The sequence below is a fragment of the Bradyrhizobium sp. HKCCYLRH2060 genome, assembly GCF_051168135.1.
GTDB lineage: Bacteria > Pseudomonadota > Alphaproteobacteria > Rhizobiales > Xanthobacteraceae > Bradyrhizobium.
Map to the genome: position 1 here is coordinate 40,130 of NZ_JBNPUK010000021.1, position 17,198 is coordinate 57,327.

A 17,198-nucleotide genomic window follows, 5' to 3' on the forward strand; every position below is an offset into this window, starting at 1 on the left:
CCGCATGCGTATTCTCATTCTTGGCGGGACGACCGAGGCTTCGGAGCTGGCGCGGCTGCTCGCCGGCGACGACCGGTTCGCAGCGACGCTGTCGCTCGCCGGCCGCACCGCCGCGCCCAGACCGCAGCCGCTGCCGACGCGCATCGGCGGCTTCGGCGGCATCGCCGGACTGGAAGCCTGGCTGCGGGATCATGCGATCGACGCCGTCATCGATGCCACGCATCCCTACGCCGACCAGATCTCGCGCCATGCGGTTGCAGGCTGCCATGCGCTGTCGGTGCCGCTGGCGTCGATCCGGCGCGTGGCCTGGCAACGCCAGGCCGGCGACCGCTGGATCGAGGTCGGCAGTGCCGACGACGCGGCTTCCGCGCTCGGAACGGATCCGGCGCGCGTGTTCCTCAGTCTTGGCCGCCTGGAGCTCGCAGCCTTCGCAGCAGCCCCGCAGCATCATTATGTCGCGCGGACCATCGACCCGCCTGGCGACGTCGCGCTGCCGCCCGACATTCGCTTTGTCCACGATCGGGGGCCATTCGACGAGCCGACAGAGCAAGCCTTTCTGACCCGAGAGCGCATCGCCATCGTGGTGTCGAAGAACTCCGGAGGCGCGGCGACCTATCCGAAGATCGCAGCCGCGCGGCGGCTCGCAATTCCCGTGGTGATGATCGCTCGACCCGACAAGCCGCACGGCGTCGCGCTGGAAGGGGCGCGAGCCGCGTTGCAGTGGCTGGAAGCACAATTGACTCATGCGCCGCCCTCGACCTCACGGCGCAGCGTATAGACGTAGGGCAACTTTCCATCGCGCGCGATCAGGCGCGTGGCGCTCGATCCGATCAGCACAAGCGTGCGCATGTCCGCCTTGTCGGGATCGACCTCGCCCAAGGTGGTGATGATCCGTCCGACATCACCACTGCCCGCGGCCCTGACCATGACGACGACGGTCGAAGCCGGCTTGATCTGGCGCAGCAGCGCGAACGCCTCGCCCAGCTGATGAGGCCGCGCCTTGGACAGCGGATTATAGAGCGCAACGACGAAATCGGCCGCGGCGGCCGCCTCGAGGCGACGACGAATGGTCGTCCAGCTCTTGAGATTGTCGGACAGCGAGATCGCGCAGAAGTCGCCGCCGAGCGGCGCCCCGACCTCAGCCGCGGCCGCCAGCATGGCGGTGACGCCAGGCTCGACGCGGATGTCGAGGTCGCGCCAAGCCGGCGGTCCCGCCTCGACCGCCTCGAACACCGCCGCGGCCATCGCGAACACGCCGGGATCACCGCCCGACACCACCACGACCTGCTTGCCGTCGCGTGCGAGCGCCAGTGCGTGGCGCGCACGGTCGAGCTCGACGCGATTGTCGCTGGCATGCCGGATCTGGCCCGGACTCGTCGAGGTCACCCTGTCGAGATACGGTCCATAGCCGATCAGATCGGTCGCGCTTGCGATGGCGGCCGCGGCGGCGGGCGTGATCAATTCGGCCCGCCCCGGGCCGACGCCCACGATGGTCAGCGTGCCCGTCATAGCCGTCGCCCCTGCCCGGGGATCAGGATCATCGAGAAATAGGGACCGCGGTCCAGCTCCACCTCGGCCAGCGGCGCGACGCGCTGCGCCTCCATCGTGCCGCGCTCGACATAGAGCGCGCGATCGAGCAATCCGGCGCTGATGATCGCGCGCTTCACCTTGGCGAGGTTGCGCCCGACCTTCATGATCACGGCAGCCTCGCAACGCGTCAGCCGATCATGCAGGACGTCCTCGCCCAACGTGCCCGGCAGCACCGAGAGGACGTCGTCGCCCCAGGTGATCGGAACATTGGCCTTTGTCCAGCAGCCGGACATGCCGGTGACGCCCGGCACCACCTCGACCGGATGATCGTGCTCCAGTCGCCGCCACATATGCATGAACGAGCCGTAGAAGAACGGATCGCCTTCCGACAGCAGACCGACCGATCGCCCCGCCGCCAGATGCGCGGTGATGCTGTCCGACGCGCGCCGATAGAAATCGGCGATCTCTGACTGATAGGACGGGTCGGCGACGGGCAGTTCCTCCGTGACCGGATATTCGAGCCGCAGCTCGTGGCGGCCGGCTTCCATCAAGGGCGCCACGATCCGCCGCGCGTTGCCTTCCATGCCGCGCTTGGCAAAGAACGCCACCACATCGACGGACCGGACCAGGCCCGCGGCGCGCAAGGTCAGATAACGAACGTCGCCCGGACCGACGCCGATGCCGTACAGCGTGCCCGCATTGGCCGAGCCCGCGATGGTGTCCAGCAGGCTCATTCGACGTCGCTCGCGATCGCATTCACCGCGGCGACCGCCATCGCGCTGCCGCCCTTGCGGCCCTTCACGATCAGATACGGCACCCGGCCATCGGCCGCGAGCGCCTCCTTGGACTCCCGCGCTCCAACGAACCCAACCGCCGTTCCGATCACCGCGGCCGGTCGCGGCGCGCCCTGATCGAGCATGTCGAGCAGATGAAACAGCGATGTCGGCGCATTGCCGATCGCCACCAGTGCGCCGCCGAGATGCGGCCGCCACAGCTCCAGCGCCGCGGCGGATCGGGTGGTGCCGAGCTGCGCGGCAAGTGCCGGCACCTCGGGCGCCTCGAGCGTGCAGATGATCTCGTTCCTCGCCGGCAGCCTCGCCCGCGTGATCCCCTGCGCCACCATCTTGGCATCGCACAGGATCGGCGCGCCGCCATCGAGCGCCGCCCGCGCCTCCGCGGCGAAATGTTCGGACATCGCGATGTCGGAGGTGATCTCGACCATGCCGCAGGCATGGACGATGCGCACGGCGATCTTCTCTTCCAGTCCCTGGAAGCGCGACAGGTCGGCCTCGGCGCGGATGGTCGCGAACGAGCGGCGGTAGATCTCCGCGCCGTCCTTGATGTAGTCGCGGAGCTCAGACATCGGCCTTTTCTTTCGTTTCGAACAACCCGTCGACGTCGATCTCGGCGGGATCGAGCATGCCGCAGGGCTCGCTCTTCACCGTGCCGTGGCGGACGATGTGATAACCTTTGGCCTCGCCGACCAGCACGATGTCGGCAGCCGCCGACCGTGCACAGCCCTTGGCGCAGCCGGAGACGTGCAGCGTGCCGTTGAATCCCGTCCGGGCCATCGCATCGGCGATCATGCGGGCATGCTGCCGCGTCGCCAATTCCGTGGACGGACAGCAGCCGGCGCCCGAGCAGGCGTCGATGCGCATCAGTGGATCGGCGTCGTCGACGACCAGGCCGAGCCGGGCTGCGTCCGCCACCAATTGCCCTGCACTCACGGCGCCCGCGACGACATATAGCGCGCGCCATGGTGACAGGCGGACCTCGGCGACATCATGTGCCGCGAGCACGGCCGTAAGCCGCGCCAGCGCGTCGCTATCGATGCGGCCGAACGGCACGCCGAGACCGACGGCGCAGGTTTGATCCGTGAGAGCAATGACGCCGCAATGTCGCTGCCCCATGGCGGCTGACGGTGGCGCGATGTCGGAAACGTCAAGGTTCAGCTCTGCGCTGACCGCGGCGATCGCGGACGGCGGCAACGTCGCGGAGCGGCGCGTGGGGCTAAGTTGCAGCACCAGCCGCGCGAGGTGAACGGCCGTCGATGCCGCGTCGATCACGGCTGTCGTTCCGAGCCACACGGGATCATCGGAACCCGCAATGCCGACGGCGACACGCCTCCCCCGAGTGCCGCCACAGGCGACGAGACGAACATCCGCGGCGAGCTCCGTCAGCGGCAGCCGGCCGCCGCCGTCCAGCGCAAAGCCGAACTTGGGCGGCAGCGCATGGAGCGTCTGATCCGAGGCCAGCAACGTCTCCAGCTCGGCCGCGACGGGTCGCATGTCGGCCCGTTCGGCCGGGTCGTGTCCCGCCAGCGGATTGACGACGATGTTGCGGATGGCTTCGCGCTCGGCGCTGTCATCGAGCAGCCCGAGCGATGCCATCAGCTCCCACAGCGGCACGAGCGTCTCGGACGATACGCCACGTATCTGCAGATTGGCGCGGCGCGTGAGGTCGATCTCGCCGTTGCCGTAACGCCGCGCGGCCTCGGCAAGCTCGCGCAGCGTCGACACCGGCAGCGCGCCGCCATGCGGCCGGACGCGAACGATCAACCCGTCGCCGCTCGGCATCGGACGCCGCGCGCCCGGACACCAGCCCTTGATCTCGACCGCGGCGCTCACGACACGCTCTCCTTTTGCGTGAGGCGCGCGCGAGCCTGCACGATCTCGTCAGCGACCGCATTGCGGCGCGGCACCCAGAGCTGCCGGCGCAGCGCATCCTCGAACCGCGAGACGATCGCAGCGACAGCCGCAGGATTGCGCGCGACCATGCCGTCCAGCACGGCCTCGTCGCGCAGCAGCGCGCCATGCGCCAGATCGAACAGGTGCTCGGCGACGGCATCGGAGGTGGCCGCAAAGGCATAGAGCGCGTCGACGCCCTGCGCGATCTCGGCCACGCCGCGATAGCCGTGAGCGAGCATTCCGTTGATCCACCGCGGATTGGCGAGACGGCCGCGGACCACGCGGGCAATCTCCTCACTGAAGCTCCGCGCCGTCGGCGCCTCTGGACGGCTGGTGTCGAGATGCAGCAGCGCGGGCGACGCGCCGAGCGACGCTGCGGCGGCAGCAAATCCACCGGCGAAATCGGCGACCTCCTCGCCATCGAGCAGGTCGCGCTCACGATCGTCCTGCGGATGCACGAGGGCATCGGCGCTGCGGACGCGGGCGCGAAACGTGTCGGAGGCCGACACGCCGTCATGCGCTCCGCCGAAACTGTAAGCGGTGCTCTCGAGATACGCCTCGCCGAGCTGCGACCGGCTCGTCCAGTCCATCCCGAGCGCGAGATCGGCGGCAACGGCGCCGTAGCTGCCGGGCGCTCCGCCGAACACGCGTGTCAGGCTCTCGCCGCGCCGCCGGGCCGCGGCCAGCGGATTGTCGGTATCGCCCTCGTCGAGCGCTGCCACCTTCTGCACGGCGAGATCGAACAGCGCGATCTGCGCTTCGAACAGGTCGCGAAACAGCCCCGAGATCCGCAGCGTCGCGTCGATGCGCGGGCGGTCGAGCATCGCCAACGGCAGCACGTCGACACCCGTGACGCGATTGGAATTGAGATCCCAGCGCGGCCGCACGCCGAGATAAGCCAAGGCCTGTGCCAGGTCGTCTCCGCCCGTGCGCAGCGATGCGGACGCCCAGAGATCGAGCATGAGCGCGCGCGGGTAGTCGCCATGGTCCTGCAGATAGCGCCGGATCACCTCGTCGGCGGCACGTTGGCCGACCAGAGCCGCAGTGCGGGTCGGAATCGCGCGCGGGTCGATCGCGGTCAGATTGCGGCCGGTCGGCAGCACGTCGAGACGGCCGCGGCTCGGCGCGCCGGCCGGACCGGCGGCGACGCGCCGGCCATCGAGCGCAGCGAGCAACGCGGTGCGCTCGGCCGCAGCGCTCGCAGCGATCCGGGCCGCGATGTCGACGCGATCGACCGCCGCGGCCGCCGGCCCCACGGCCGCCATGATCGCATCGGCCAGCAGGCCGGTCGCGGCCGTGTCGGGCGCCTCGCCGAACACATGCAGGCGGTCGCGCACCGCGAGCTCCTTGATGTCGCAGAGCTGCGCATCGAGCTGCGCGATCGCCTCGCGTCCGGCCATGGCACGGTCGAGCCCGCAATCGGCGGCCAGGCCGCTCTGCCAAGCCCGCGCGACGATCTCCTCCTCGAGCAGCTTCAGGCGCCGCTTGTCGAGACCGTCGGCCTCGGCATATTCCTCGACAAGGCCCTCCAGCTCCAGCAACGGTCCGTGCAGACCGGCCTGCGACAGCGGCGGCGTCAAGTGCCCGAGCGTCAGCGCCGACAACCGCCGCTTGGCCTGCATCGCTTCGCCGGGGTTGTTGACGATGAAGGGATAGATCACCGGCAGCGGGCCCAGTACGGCCTCCGGCCAGCACGCGTTTGACAGCGCCAGCGCCTTTCCAGGCAGCCATTCCAGCGTGCCATGCGCGCCCAGATGAATCAGCGCATCGATCCGCTCGGCCTCTCGCAGATGCGCGTACAGCGCGACGAAAGCGTGCCGCGGCGGCACGCTGGTGTCGTGATAGCCGGACTTGCGATCGGCGCGATTGCCACGATCCGGCTGCAGCAGGATCAGGAGTTTTCCCGCACGCAGCACCGGAAAACGGAACGCGCCGCCCCGGAACGCCGGATCGAGGTCCGCCTCTCCCCAGGTGTCGTGCAAGACGCGCTGCAGATCATCCGGCAGCAGCGCCAGTGCGCACCGATAGATTTCGAGCGGCACGACGAGCTCATCTGCCTCGTCCCGCAGCAGCGCTTCGATGTCGTCGGCGATCGGCGCTGCGCGGCCGATGTCGTACCCGCTCTCCGCCAGCAACTGCGCGATCGCGGCCCCGCTTGCGCTGGTGTCGAGCCCGACCGCATAGCCGCGTCGGCCGTCGCGCGACGGATAATCGGACAGCATCAGCGCCACGCGCCGCTCGTCGGCCGACAGCGCCCGCAGGCGCGCCCATCGCGCCGCCAGCCGGGCGACGTAAGCGATGCGGTCCTGTTGAGGCACATAGCGCATCGCGCCGAACTGCAGACGCTCGTCCGCCGGCGCTTCGCCCTTGAACGCAATCGGGCGCGCCAGCAGCCGGCCGTCAAGCTCAGGCAGCACGACATTCATCGCAAGGTCCGTCGGCGACAATCCACGCGCCGAGGAGGTCCAGGCCTCCTCGGTGCTCTGCGCCTGGATGATCTGCAGAACCGGCGCGTCCGCGAGGTCGAGCGCCGTTGTTCCGTCCTCGCGCTGCGCCGAGAACGCGGTCGCGTTCAAGATGACCGCAGGATGCCGGTGCCGGACCAGTCGCGCCAGCGCGTCCCCGATGCTGGGATCCTTCAGGCTGGTTACCGCGACCGCGACGGCCGCCAGCCCTTCGGCTTCGATCACCTGCATCAGCGCGGCAATCCCGGCCGTATCGGCGGCGAGCAGACTCGCACGGTAGAACACGATCAGCGCGCTCGGCCGCGCATCATCGTGGCTGCAGAGGTCATCGATGCCGACCGTGCCGCGGTCGCGCGCGAAGCCGACGATGGAGCCGAGCGCGAGCGGCTCGCCAAACGGCGCGTCACCGCCAAGCAGGCTCGCGAGATAGTGCAGCGCCTCGCGCGCATTGCCGACGCCGCCCTCGTGCAGATAGCCGTAGAGCCGCGACGTCGCGTCTTGCGGCAAGGTCGAGAGCTCATCGAGCCGGTCGTCGGCGCGATCATCGCCCGGCAGTGCCGCGAACAGAATGTTGCGGCTGCGGCAGGCCGACGCGATGCGCTCCAGCCCGTAGCGCCAATAGTCGAGCCCGCCGAGACAGCGCACGACGACGGCGCGCGCGCCGAGCACGACGCGGTCGACGTAGAGATCGACCGACATCGGATGCTTCAGCCGCTTCAGGCTGGCGAGGCGCAGGCTCGGCAGCTCGGTCGACGTCGCGGTCCAGGCTTCGGCCAACGCCGACAGGTCGGTGTCCGAGAACGACAGCACGACGATCTCGGCCGGCGACTGCGCAAGATCCACGGCCTGTTCGAGGTCGTCGAGATCCCCGCCCGTTGTCGCCAGCAGGTGCATCGGTGGCGCCTACCCTGTGATCAGGCTCTGGATGGCGGCGGCATCGAGGCCGCGCTCGCCGATGATCACCAACCGCCCCTGCCGCGATTCGCCCGAGCGCCACGGGCGCTCGAACTGATGCTGGATGCGGCTGCCCACGGCCTGCACGAGGAGGCGCAGCGGCTTGCCGGCAACCTCCACGAACCCTTTCACCCGCAAGACATCATGCGCATCGACGGCGGCCGCGATGCGGTCGACGAGCGCATCGGGCGAGGCCTGCGCCGGGACGTCGAGCACGAAGCTCTCAAAATCGTCGTGATCATGCTCGGCCTCGTTGTCGTGATGCGACGGCCGGGCGGCGAGATCATCCTCCGCCGCGGCGCCGAGCCCGAGCAGCACCGACGCCGACAGCCTGCCATGCTCGGTCGCGATCACCTTGACGGCGCGCTGCACCTTGGCGGCAATCTCGGCGGCGACATCCTTGCGCTGCTCCTCGCTCATCAGATCGCTCTTGTTCATCACGACGAGATCGGCGCACAGCAGCTGGTCCTCGTAGACCTCCTCCAGCGGGTTGTCGTGATCGAGCGAGGCATCGGTGGCGCGCTGCGCCGCGAGCGCTTCCGGATCGTCGGCGAAGCGGCCCGCAACCACCGCCGGGCCGTCGACGACCGCCACGACGCCGTCGACCGTGACACGCGTCGCGATCTCGGGCCAGTTGAAGGCCTGCACCAGCGGCTTCGGCAGCGCCAGCCCCGAGGTCTCGATCACGATATGCTCCGGCGGCTCCTTCTGATCCAGCAGGCTCCTGAGCGCGGGCACGAAATCGTCGGCGACGGTGCAGCACAGACAGCCGTTCGACAGCTCGACGATGCGATCCTCCGGACAGTCCGGCACGCCGCAGCCCTTCAGGATGTCGCCGTCGATGCCGACGTCGCCGAACTCGTTGACGATGATGGCGAGCCGGCGGCCGTTCGCGGTCTCGATCAGATTGCGCACCAGCGTCGTCTTGCCGGCGCCGAGAAAACCGGTGACGATGGTGCAAGGCGTCTTGGCGAACGACTTCGTCATGGCGATGCGATCTCTCGGTTTCAGCGTGGCGCCGACAGCGCAGGCACGCGCGCGACGGTGTTCTTGCGGATGTATTCCGGGCGCTCGCGCCAGGCCGGCAGGCCCGCATCATGGCGCTGATGCAGCTGCGCGAATGCCAGCACATCCCGCGCATGCAGATCCGGATCGAGCGCGCCGAGCACATAGGTCCATTTGCCCGGCGCCGTCACCGCAACCGTGCACGCACGATTGCAGTTCGACAGGCACTCGACACCGACAACGGTGACGCCGGCGCGCTGCGCGGCCGGCACCGTCTCGATGGCTGCGAGCAAACGGGCACCGGCCCGCGGCTCGTCCGGCGGCGCAGCTTCAGGCGCCTGCGTGCGGCAGGTGACGCAGACGAACAGCGTCGTCTCTCCAGTCTCCGATGCGATCATCAATCAACCGATCACGCCGGCGGCCGTTGCGGCGGCAACGCCGCCCACCAGCACGATGGCAGCGCCCGCGAGCCGCAGCGCCAGCGGCGCAGCCGCCTTGGCCTTCGCCGACAGCAGCCTAGTGCCGAGGAACGCACCGGCCGCGATGACGGTCTGGATCACGAGCAGCCCGGCGAGATAGGCTCCAAGCGGAGAGTTCTCGGCGCCGACGATCGATTCACCCAGCGCATATCCGTGGACGAGGCCGGTCACGGCGAACAGGCCGGCAACCGGCAACACGCCGAAACGCCCACGCATCACCACCACCAGCCCGACCACGGCGGTGGTCAGGCCGACCAGCAGCTCGGCAGCGGGGATGTTGGCCTTGGCCACATGCAGGCCGACGCCCGCGATCATCGCGGTGGTGAAGGCGAGCACCGGCGCGAAGCCGCGGCCCAGAAGAGCTGCAACGATGCCTGCGCCCACGATCGCCGCCAGATGGTCGATTCCGATGATGGGATGGCCGAGGCCGGACAGCATCCCCTGCGCAAACGTCTGCGGCAGCTTGCCGCCCATCATGTGATGCGCGAAGGCGGGATCGGCGGCGAGCAGCAACAGGCTCGCGGCTGCAAAGGTCGTGGTACGGGTCAACTTCATGGCCGTCTCCGTCGCTTGCCGGCTCCCCAGAGGACCGGACGATGCGCTGCATCCGACGGCATCCCGCCCATCCCGGCGGGATCAGAACCAGCATCGCGACTCCCCGCGCGACGGGTCGGCCAACAGCAATGTCGACGGCAGGTCTCCTGGCTCTCGGGTCGCTGCATCAGGCCACCTTCCCGGTTTCCCAGTGGTGTCTTGGCCTCACACTCGCCGATTACAGTTGCGGGGGCAGCCACGGCCTTGGGTCAAGAACCCGCACCGTGTTCCCTAAATCTCTCCTTTCGGAGAACCGTCATCTGTTAGATACGGGTCGCGTCAAAGCCCGTCAATCGGAATCGTCCCCATGGTCCCTGCCCCGCCGCACCCCGTCCTGCCGCGCCTGACGCTGGTGCTCGGCGGCGCGCGCTCGGGCAAGAGTCGCCATGCCGAGACCCTCGTCACCGCCTACCCGCCGCCTTGGACCTATGTTGCGACCGCGCAGGCGTTCGACGCCGAAATGACCGACCGGATCGCCCAGCACAAGGCGCGCCGCATTGAGGGATGGCAGACGCTGGAAACGACACATGATCTCGCCGGCCTCATCCGGGCACATGGAGATTCGGGCACGCCGATGCTGATCGATTGCCTGACGCTCTGGCTCAGCAATGTGATGCTCGCCGACATGGACGTACCGGCCAGATGTGCCGAGCTGATCGATGCGCTCAGGAGCGCGAATGGCCCCATCGTGGCCGTGTCCAACGAAGTCGGGCTGGGCATCGTGCCGGACAATGCGCTGGCCCGCGCCTTTCGCGACGCCCAGGGTCGACTGAACCAGGACGTCGCGGCCGTGGCCGATCGCGTGATCCTGATGGCGGCAGGACTGCCGCTGACTTTGAAGTGACAAGGAGAACATGCCCGTGACCGAAAGCGCCGACAATTCCCGCCACAAGGCGAAGATGGAGAACCGCAAGGCGGTGCAGGATGCCGAGGTCGCCTCCAAGACCGTGGAGAAGGGCCTGCTCATCGTTCACACCGGCAAGGGCAAGGGCAAATCGACGGCGGCGTGGGGCCTGATGCTGCGCGCGATCGGCCGCGGCTTTCGCATCGGCATCGTGCAGTTCGGCAAGGGCGCGTGGGAAACCGGCGAGCGCAAGGCGATCGAGACGTTCGGCGACCAGGTGTCGTGGCACACGCTCGGGGAAGGCTTCACGTGGGAGACCCAGGATCGTGCGCGCGACGTCGCCGCGGCCGAGCGCGCCTGGGCCAAGGCAAAGGAGCTGATGGCGGATCCGTCGATCCGGCTGCTCGTTCTCGATGAGCTCAACATCGCGCTGCGCTACGATCATCTTGATATCGCCGACGTCGTCGCCACGCTCGCAGGGCGCCGTCCCGATCTGCACGTCGTCGTCACCGGCCGCAACGCCAAGCCGGAGCTGATCGAGGCCGCCGATCTCGTCACCGAGATGAACCTCGTGAAGCATCATTTCGCGGCCGGCGTGAAGGCGCAGGAAGGCATCGAGTACTAGGCTCATGAGCGCGCGCGCCATCATGTTCCAGGGCACCGGCTCCGACGTCGGCAAATCGCTGATCGTCGCTGGGCTCGCGCGTGCGCTGACCTTGCGCGGCCTGAAAGTGGCGCCGTTCAAGCCGCAGAACATGTCGAACAACGCCGCCGTCACCACGGATGGCGGCGAGATCGGCCGCGCCCAGGCGCTGCAGGCGCGCGCGGCGCGGCGGCCGATGACGGTGCACATGAACCCGGTGCTGCTGAAGCCGCAGAGCGAGATCGGGTCGCAGGTCGTGGTGCAGGGCCGCGTGATCGGCAACGCCAAGGCATCGGCCTATCAGGCGATGAAGCCGCAATTGATGAATACGGTGCTCGAGAGCTTTCACCATCTGGCTGCTGATGCCGACATCGTGCTGGTCGAAGGCGCCGGCTCCGCCTCCGAGATCAACCTGCGCGCCGGCGATATCGCCAACATGGGTTTTGCCCAGGCGGTGCAGATTCCGGTGGTGCTGATCGGCGACATCGACCGCGGCGGCGTCATTGCGAGCCTGGTCGGCACCCAGGCGGTGATCGCGCCCGCGGATGCCGCACGCATCGCGGGTTTCCTCGTCAACAAGTTCCGCGGCGATCCGGCGTTATTCGCGTCGGGCATCAACGAGATCGCGCAGCGGACGGGCTGGACGTCGCTCGGGCTCATTCCGCATTTTTCCGATGCGCGCCGCCTGCCCGCCGAGGATGCGCTCGGACTGGCTGAACGCGGATCATCGGAAGGACGCAGGCCGAAGGTCGTCATCCTCGCCTATCCGCGCATCTCCAATTTCGACGAGTTCGATCCGTTGCGGCTGGAGGACGGAATCGATCTGCAGTTCCTGCGGCCGGGCACGCCGATTCCCGGCGACGCATCCATCGTGATCCTGCCGGGCTCGAAGGCGACGATCGCCGATCTCAGCGCCCTGCGTGACGCCGGCTGGGACATCGATCTCATCGCGCATCTGCGCCGCGGCGGCCGCGTGCTCGGCATCTGCGGCGGCTATCAGATGCTCGGACGCATGATCAGCGATCCCGACGGACACGAGGGGGCATCTGGTTCCGTCACGGGACTTGGGCTGCTTGACGTCGAAACGACCCTGACCGACGACAAGGCGTTGCGCGAGGTCCAGGGCACGCTGATGGACGGTCAATTGTCGTTTCACGGCTACGAGATGCATATCGGCCGCACCGAGGGACTGGCGACACAGCGCCCCTTCCTGACCTTCTCCGATGGCCGGCGCGATGGTGCCATCACGGCCGATGGCCTGGTTGCCGGCTGCTACGTACATGGCCTGTTCGCCGACGACGGCCTGCGTAGCCACTGGCTGCGCGGCCTCGGCTCGACGACGAGCGGCCTCGTCTATGAGACCGATGTGGACACGACGTTGGATGCATTCGCGGCGCATCTCGAGCGCTACGTCGACGTTGACCGTATCCTGGCATTGGCGAGCAAACCCGCGCCCCCCGTGGCGACTACAGGATCCTGACCAGGACGAGGCCTGCGACGACCGCCGCCTGAACCAGACACGCCAGCCGATACAGCCGCAGGGCACGCCGGATGTCGGACGCGTCGAGATCGGCGCGCCCGTCTCCCATCCAGGCATCGGTGACGAGATGACCGTGATAGACGCGCGGCCCTGCCAAGCGCAATCCAAGCGCACCGGCCATCGCCGCTTCCGGCCAGCCGGCATTGGGCGAACGATGCTTCGATGCATCGCGTGCAACGTTTCGCAGTGCGGCCGAAGCCGAAGCGTTGGGGATGCAGACCGCAGCGGCTGCGATCCACAGCGCGGACAGGCGCGAGGCCGGCAGGTTGACGAGATCATCGAGCCGCGCCGCCGCCCAGCCGAACGCGCGGTGACGGTCCGAGAGATGACCGATCATGCTGTCGGCGGTGTTGAGAGCCTTGTAGATCAGGATGCCTGGAAGACCGCCGATGACGAGCCAGAACAACGGAGCCACGACACCGTCGGAGAAGTTCTCAGCCAGGCTCTCGACCGCAGCCCGCGCGACGCCGGCTTCATCCAGCCGCTCGGGATCGCGGCCGACGATCATCGCCACGGCCCGGCGGCCGCCGTCGAGTCCCTGCTGCTCCAATCCTTCGGCGACGGCGGCGACATGCGTATCGAGACTGCGCTGGGCCAGCAGGCTGCTTGCCGCCACACCAAGGATGATGGTGGCAACCGGCTCGCCGACCAGCGCCTGCACGACCCATGTTGCAACGAGGCCGGTGGCCATCAGCCCCACGACGAGCAGGCACACGAGCCCAATGCCACGCGCGCGTCGTGCGGCAAAGCCGTCTGCTGCCCTGTTCCAGCGGCGGTCGCCCCATGCTATCAGCGCGCCCACCCACATCACGGGATGACCGATCCGCTGCACCAGGACCTGGGGATAGCCCACGGCCGCCTCGACGAGGAGCGCCGTGAGCGCGAGAGAGACGAACATCGATCTCCGCTGAAGGAAAGGCATGTAAAGGAACGAGATGGACGACAGAGCGACTAGCACGCATAAGGATGAGCCGGAAGCGATCCTTCACGGCGGCGATCTCGCTGCGGTCAGCCGTCTCTACCCGGACGCACCGCTGCCGTGGATCGATCTGTCGACCGGCATCAATCCGATCCCTTACCCCGTGCCGACGGTCCCGGCTGAGAGCTGGACACGGTTGCCCAGCAAGCCCGACGAGGACGCGCTGCTGTCCGTTGCCGCTGCACGGTACCGCCTGCAGACACCCGCATCGATTGTTGCGGCCGCAGGCACCCAAGCGCTGCTGCAGATTCTGCCGCGCCTGCGCGCTTCGAGTTCGGTCGCTGTGTTTGCGCCGACCTACGAAGAACATGAGCTCTGCTGGCGCCGCTGCGGTCACCGAGTGCGTTTGGTCGACAAGGTCGATGCGCTGGCGGAAGCAGACGTCGCCATTGTGGTCAACCCGAACAATCCCACTGGACGATTGCTGCCACGCGCCACGCTCCACTTGCTCGGCGTGACGCTCGCGCGTCGCAACAGCCTGCTTGTGGTAGACGAAGCTTTTGCTGATTTCTGTCCCGTGGAGGCGAGCCTGATTCCGAGCTTGCCACCAGCCACTCTGGTGTTGCGATCGTTCGGAAAGGCTTACGGCCTGGCAGGATTGAGGCTCGGCTTTGCCATAACTTCCCAGGACCTGGCCGATCAATTGCGCCGTGCGCTGGGTCCATGGGCCGTGTCTGGACCTGCGCTTGCGATAGGTTCGATTGCTCTGGCTGACGACCAATGGCTGCGGGACGCACGCGTGAGGCTGGTGTCCGACGGACAACGGCTCGATACGATGCTGACCGCGTCCGGCTGCCAAATTCACAGCCTCGGTTCCAGGGCTCTTGGCGGAACACCCCTGTTCAGGCTGGTCGAGAACGCGAATGCTGCCGCATTGGCCGAGCGGCTCGCCCGGCACGGCATCCACGTCCGGCGTTTTCCGGCTCAGCCGAACTGGCTGCGCTTCGGCCTGCCGGGCGATGAGTCCGAGTGGCAGCGGCTGGCGCAGGCGCTCGGCGGCGCCTTCTAGCCGAGCACGCAGGCGGCAAGCAGCAGCGTTTCCGTGACCTCGATGCTGGCGCCATGGCAATCACCAGTGATGCCGCCGAGCCGCCATTGCCAATAGAATGCGACCGCCGGCAGGAGCACGATGGCGAGCAGCGTCGGGACCGCGCCGGCCAGCGCGGCGATCACGAGCACGCCGCCCCACGCGATAATGACATTCCAACCGACGCTGTTCGCGACGCTCGCGCCGAGCCCCGGCTTCAGCGACAGCAGCGTCTTGGTGCAGACCAGCGTTCCCAGCCGTGCCCAAGCCGGGATCAGCAGCAGCACCCAGGCCGTCGGGCCCGTGGCCAGCTCGGCGATCAGCACCAGCTTGGCGGCGATCTGAAGCGATATCGCGACGACGGCGAAGCTGCCGGCATGGGGATCGCCGAGCACGGCGATGAAGCGTTCAGGCTTGCCATGCGCGGCGCCGAACGCATCAGCGACGTCGCCGAGCCCATCGAGATGCAGCGCGCCGGTGATCCAGATCCAGGCGACCAGCACGGCCAGCGCGACGATCCACGGATCGGCCTCATGAAAAAGGCGGGCGATCAGCGCCAGACAGGCGCCAATCACCAGTCCCGCGGCCGGAAACCAGACCGACGCCCGCGCAAGATCGTCCGGTCGCGACTCCGCGACGCGTGGGGTCGGCAGCCGCGTCAGGAACTGCAATGCAATCCAGAATTCACGAAGCGTCATGGCTGAATGATCTCGACGATTTCGCCCCAAGCTACACCATCATCGCCCTGCCCGGCTTCGAGTGTGATCCGCGTGCCGGGACAGATACGCAGGCTCCATAGCTGGCGCAGCGGCCAGCCGAGCAGATGCGACAGCGCGGCACGCACGGCGCCGCCATGCGTCACCACCAGAACCGGCGCAGGCCCGGACTTTGCCAGAATGCGATCAGTCGCGCGCGTGACACGCGCTCGCAGATCGACCCAGCTCTCACCGCCCGGTGCCCGGACTGTGGGATCAGCATGAAAGGCGTCGAGCAAACCTTTCCCCCCGGGCTCGGCGGCGAGGTCACGGCGGCTTCGCCCGTCCCAGTGCCCGAAATCGAGCTCGCTCCAGTCCGCATCGATGTCCAGCGCGCAGCCGGCCTGTCGCGCATAGTCCTCCGCCGCCGCACGTGCGCGCGCCAACGGCGAGCTGACAACGCTGCGCCAGATCCGGCTCTGCGTCTGCCGCCGGAATTGATCCCAGCCGAGGTCGCTGAGCGGCGGGTCGGTACGGCCGTCGAGATGGCCGTCCCGCCCCGTCGTCCCGTGCCGCAGCAGATCGATCCGCATCAGGGCTTGGCTCCCGAGACGGCGGCCTCCGCGAAGGTCGCCATGCCCCCGTGGAGCGCGCAGGCCAGCCTGATGATCGGCAGCGCAGTGGCGGCGCCCGAGGCCTCGCCGAGCCGCAGATCGAGGTCGATCAGAGGACGCGCGCCGAGCGCGTCGAGCACAATGGCGTGGCCGCGTTCGGCCGAGCGATGCGAGAACAGCAGCCACGCACGGCAGGACGGATTGAGGCGGACGGCAACCAGCGCCGCGACCGAGACGATGAAGCCGTCGACCAGCACCGGCCAGCGCCGCTGCGCGGCGGCGACGATCGCCCCGGCCATCGCGATGATCTCGAAGCCGCCGACCGCGGCCAGGACGTCCGCGACCGCCGTCCCAGCCGTGAGCCCGTGTCGCCGCAGCGCATCGTCGATCACCGCCGCCTTCCTGGCCCGCCCGTCGGCATCGAGCCCGGTGCCGCTGCCGACGATATCGGCGGACGCGCAGGATAGCAGCGCGGCGGCGATCGCCGCCGCCGACGTTGTATTACCGATCCCCATCTCGCCGAAGATCACGAGTTGCGGCGCGTGATCGGCCTGCCGCACCACCGCCCGCCGTCCGGCTTCGGCCGCGAACGCAACCTCCTCCGGCGTCAGCGCCGCCTCGGTGCTGAAATCGCGGGTGCCGCGCCGCGGCTTGTCGACGACGACGCCGGGCACCGGCTCATGCGCCAGCGTCCCGACGTCGACCACCTCAAGCGGGCAGCCCAGACTGCGCGCCAGCACCGAGATCGCCGCACCACCGGCCGCGAAGTTGTGCAGCATCTGCACCGTCACTTCCGGCGGATAGGCCGACACGCCCTGCGCCGCGATGCCGTGATCCCCTGCGAACAGCACCACCGGGACCCTGTCGGCCCCCGGCCGTTCCAGGGCCTGCAGCGCCGCCAGTTCGACCGCCACCTGCTCCAATCGCCCAAGGGCGCCAAACGGCTTGGTCAACTGCGCCTGGCGTTCCAGCGCCGCCTGCCGGTGGAGTTCGGACGGGGCCGCACAATCAAGGCTGATCCATTCAGGAAGCACCGCGGATCCTTTCAGCGTCACTCGGGTTCGGGACGATTGCCACCGCGAGACGGCCGAGACAAGCTCCGTGAGGCGCCCAATTGTCATCGAACCGTCATCGAACGTGAC

The 17,198-nt window shown here is 68.4% G+C and carries 17 protein-coding genes and 1 riboswitch; of the genes, 5 read left to right on the forward strand and 12 right to left on the reverse strand.

What is annotated here, in order from left to right:
* The first annotated feature begins 4 nt into the window (after positions 1–4).
* Positions 5–778, forward strand: coding sequence for a cobalt-precorrin-6A reductase (locus ACQR10_RS29495; RefSeq protein ID WP_316218480.1), 774 nt, complete (start codon positions 5–7; stop codon positions 776–778).
* Here the strand turns inward: ACQR10_RS29495 and cobJ are convergent.
* The 8 genes from cobJ to ACQR10_RS29535 are packed head-to-tail and all read right to left on the reverse strand — an operon-like array spanning position 742 to position 9,675.
* Entirely contained in the window at positions 742–1,509 is a 768-nt protein-coding gene (gene cobJ / locus ACQR10_RS29500) for a precorrin-3B C(17)-methyltransferase (protein WP_434912162.1), read from the reverse strand. The genes ACQR10_RS29495 and cobJ overlap by 37 nt on opposite strands.
* Entirely contained in the window at positions 1,506–2,264 is a 759-nt protein-coding gene (locus ACQR10_RS29505; protein ID WP_316218482.1) for a precorrin-2 C(20)-methyltransferase, read from the reverse strand. The genes cobJ and ACQR10_RS29505 overlap by 4 nt, the downstream gene beginning before the upstream one ends.
* A complete protein-coding gene (locus ACQR10_RS29510) occupies positions 2,261–2,893 on the reverse strand; it encodes a precorrin-8X methylmutase (RefSeq protein WP_316218483.1) in 633 nt (210 codons plus the stop codon). Before ACQR10_RS29510 ends, ACQR10_RS29505 begins: the two co-directional genes overlap by 4 nt.
* A complete protein-coding gene (cobG, locus tag ACQR10_RS29515; RefSeq protein ID WP_316218484.1) occupies positions 2,886–4,157 on the reverse strand; it encodes a precorrin-3B synthase in 1,272 nt (423 codons plus the stop codon). The genes ACQR10_RS29510 and cobG overlap by 8 nt, the downstream gene beginning before the upstream one ends.
* Positions 4,154–7,576: a cobaltochelatase subunit CobN gene (cobN, locus tag ACQR10_RS29520; protein ID WP_434912163.1), complete on the reverse strand. Its 3,423-nt coding sequence runs from the start codon at positions 7,574–7,576 to the stop codon at positions 4,154–4,156. Before cobN ends, cobG begins: the two co-directional genes overlap by 4 nt.
* Positions 7,577–7,585: 9 nt before the next feature.
* Positions 7,586–8,623 carry a cobalamin biosynthesis protein CobW gene (gene cobW / locus ACQR10_RS29525; protein ID WP_315718434.1) on the reverse strand — a complete coding sequence of 346 codons (1,038 nt, stop codon included), beginning with the start codon at positions 8,621–8,623 and terminating at the stop codon, positions 7,586–7,588.
* A gap of 20 nt (positions 8,624–8,643) precedes the next feature.
* Positions 8,644–9,039 carry a DUF1636 domain-containing protein gene (locus ACQR10_RS29530; RefSeq protein WP_315805170.1) on the reverse strand — a complete coding sequence of 132 codons (396 nt, stop codon included), beginning with the start codon at positions 9,037–9,039 and terminating at the stop codon, positions 8,644–8,646.
* Positions 9,040–9,042: 3 nt separating this feature from the next.
* Positions 9,043–9,675, reverse strand: coding sequence for a HupE/UreJ family protein (locus ACQR10_RS29535; protein ID WP_316182768.1), 633 nt, complete (start codon positions 9,673–9,675; stop codon positions 9,043–9,045).
* A 119-nt stretch (positions 9,676–9,794) separates the two neighbouring features.
* Positions 9,795–9,987: riboswitch (cobalamin riboswitch) on the reverse strand.
* A gap of 34 nt (positions 9,988–10,021) precedes the next feature.
* On the opposite strand from ACQR10_RS29535, the gene cobU reads away from it, so the two are divergent.
* From cobU to ACQR10_RS29550, 3 genes are read left to right on the forward strand one after another with little or no spacing between them, the layout of a single operon-like run.
* A complete protein-coding gene (gene cobU / locus ACQR10_RS29540) occupies positions 10,022–10,558 on the forward strand; it encodes a bifunctional adenosylcobinamide kinase/adenosylcobinamide-phosphate guanylyltransferase (protein WP_316218486.1) in 537 nt (178 codons plus the stop codon).
* A gap of 16 nt (positions 10,559–10,574) precedes the next feature.
* The gene (cobO, locus tag ACQR10_RS29545; protein ID WP_434912164.1) at positions 10,575–11,183 is read left to right on the forward strand and encodes a cob(I)yrinic acid a,c-diamide adenosyltransferase; all 609 of its coding nucleotides are present in this window, start codon (positions 10,575–10,577) and stop codon (positions 11,181–11,183) included.
* 4 nt (positions 11,184–11,187) lie between these two features.
* Complete coding sequence (locus ACQR10_RS29550; protein ID WP_316218488.1) at positions 11,188–12,681, forward strand: cobyric acid synthase; 1,494 nt, start codon at positions 11,188–11,190, stop codon at positions 12,679–12,681.
* On the opposite strand, the gene cbiB is transcribed toward ACQR10_RS29550, so the two are convergent.
* Complete coding sequence (gene cbiB, locus ACQR10_RS29555; RefSeq protein WP_316218489.1) at positions 12,668–13,639, reverse strand: adenosylcobinamide-phosphate synthase CbiB; 972 nt, start codon at positions 13,637–13,639, stop codon at positions 12,668–12,670. The genes ACQR10_RS29550 and cbiB overlap by 14 nt on opposite strands.
* A 37-nt stretch (positions 13,640–13,676) precedes the next feature.
* On the opposite strand from cbiB, the gene cobD reads away from it, so the two are divergent.
* Positions 13,677–14,729 carry a threonine-phosphate decarboxylase CobD gene (cobD, locus tag ACQR10_RS29560; protein WP_316218490.1) on the forward strand — a complete coding sequence of 351 codons (1,053 nt, stop codon included), beginning with the start codon at positions 13,677–13,679 and terminating at the stop codon, positions 14,727–14,729.
* On the opposite strand, the gene cobS is transcribed toward cobD, so the two are convergent.
* Genes cobS through cobT form a run of 3 tightly spaced genes read right to left on the reverse strand, consistent with a single transcriptional unit; the run spans position 14,726 to position 17,090 of the window.
* On the reverse strand, positions 14,726–15,445 hold the full coding sequence (gene cobS / locus ACQR10_RS29565) for an adenosylcobinamide-GDP ribazoletransferase (RefSeq protein WP_316182763.1): 720 nt from the start codon (positions 15,443–15,445) through the stop codon (positions 14,726–14,728). The two genes, cobD and cobS, sit on opposite strands and share 4 nt — an antisense overlap.
* Positions 15,442–16,035, reverse strand: coding sequence for a histidine phosphatase family protein (locus ACQR10_RS29570; protein ID WP_316218491.1), 594 nt, complete (start codon positions 16,033–16,035; stop codon positions 15,442–15,444). The genes cobS and ACQR10_RS29570 overlap by 4 nt, the downstream gene beginning before the upstream one ends.
* Positions 16,035–17,090 carry a nicotinate-nucleotide--dimethylbenzimidazole phosphoribosyltransferase gene (gene cobT / locus ACQR10_RS29575; RefSeq protein ID WP_316218492.1) on the reverse strand — a complete coding sequence of 352 codons (1,056 nt, stop codon included), beginning with the start codon at positions 17,088–17,090 and terminating at the stop codon, positions 16,035–16,037. The genes ACQR10_RS29570 and cobT overlap by 1 nt, the downstream gene beginning before the upstream one ends.
* Positions 17,091–17,198 lie beyond the last annotated feature (108 nt).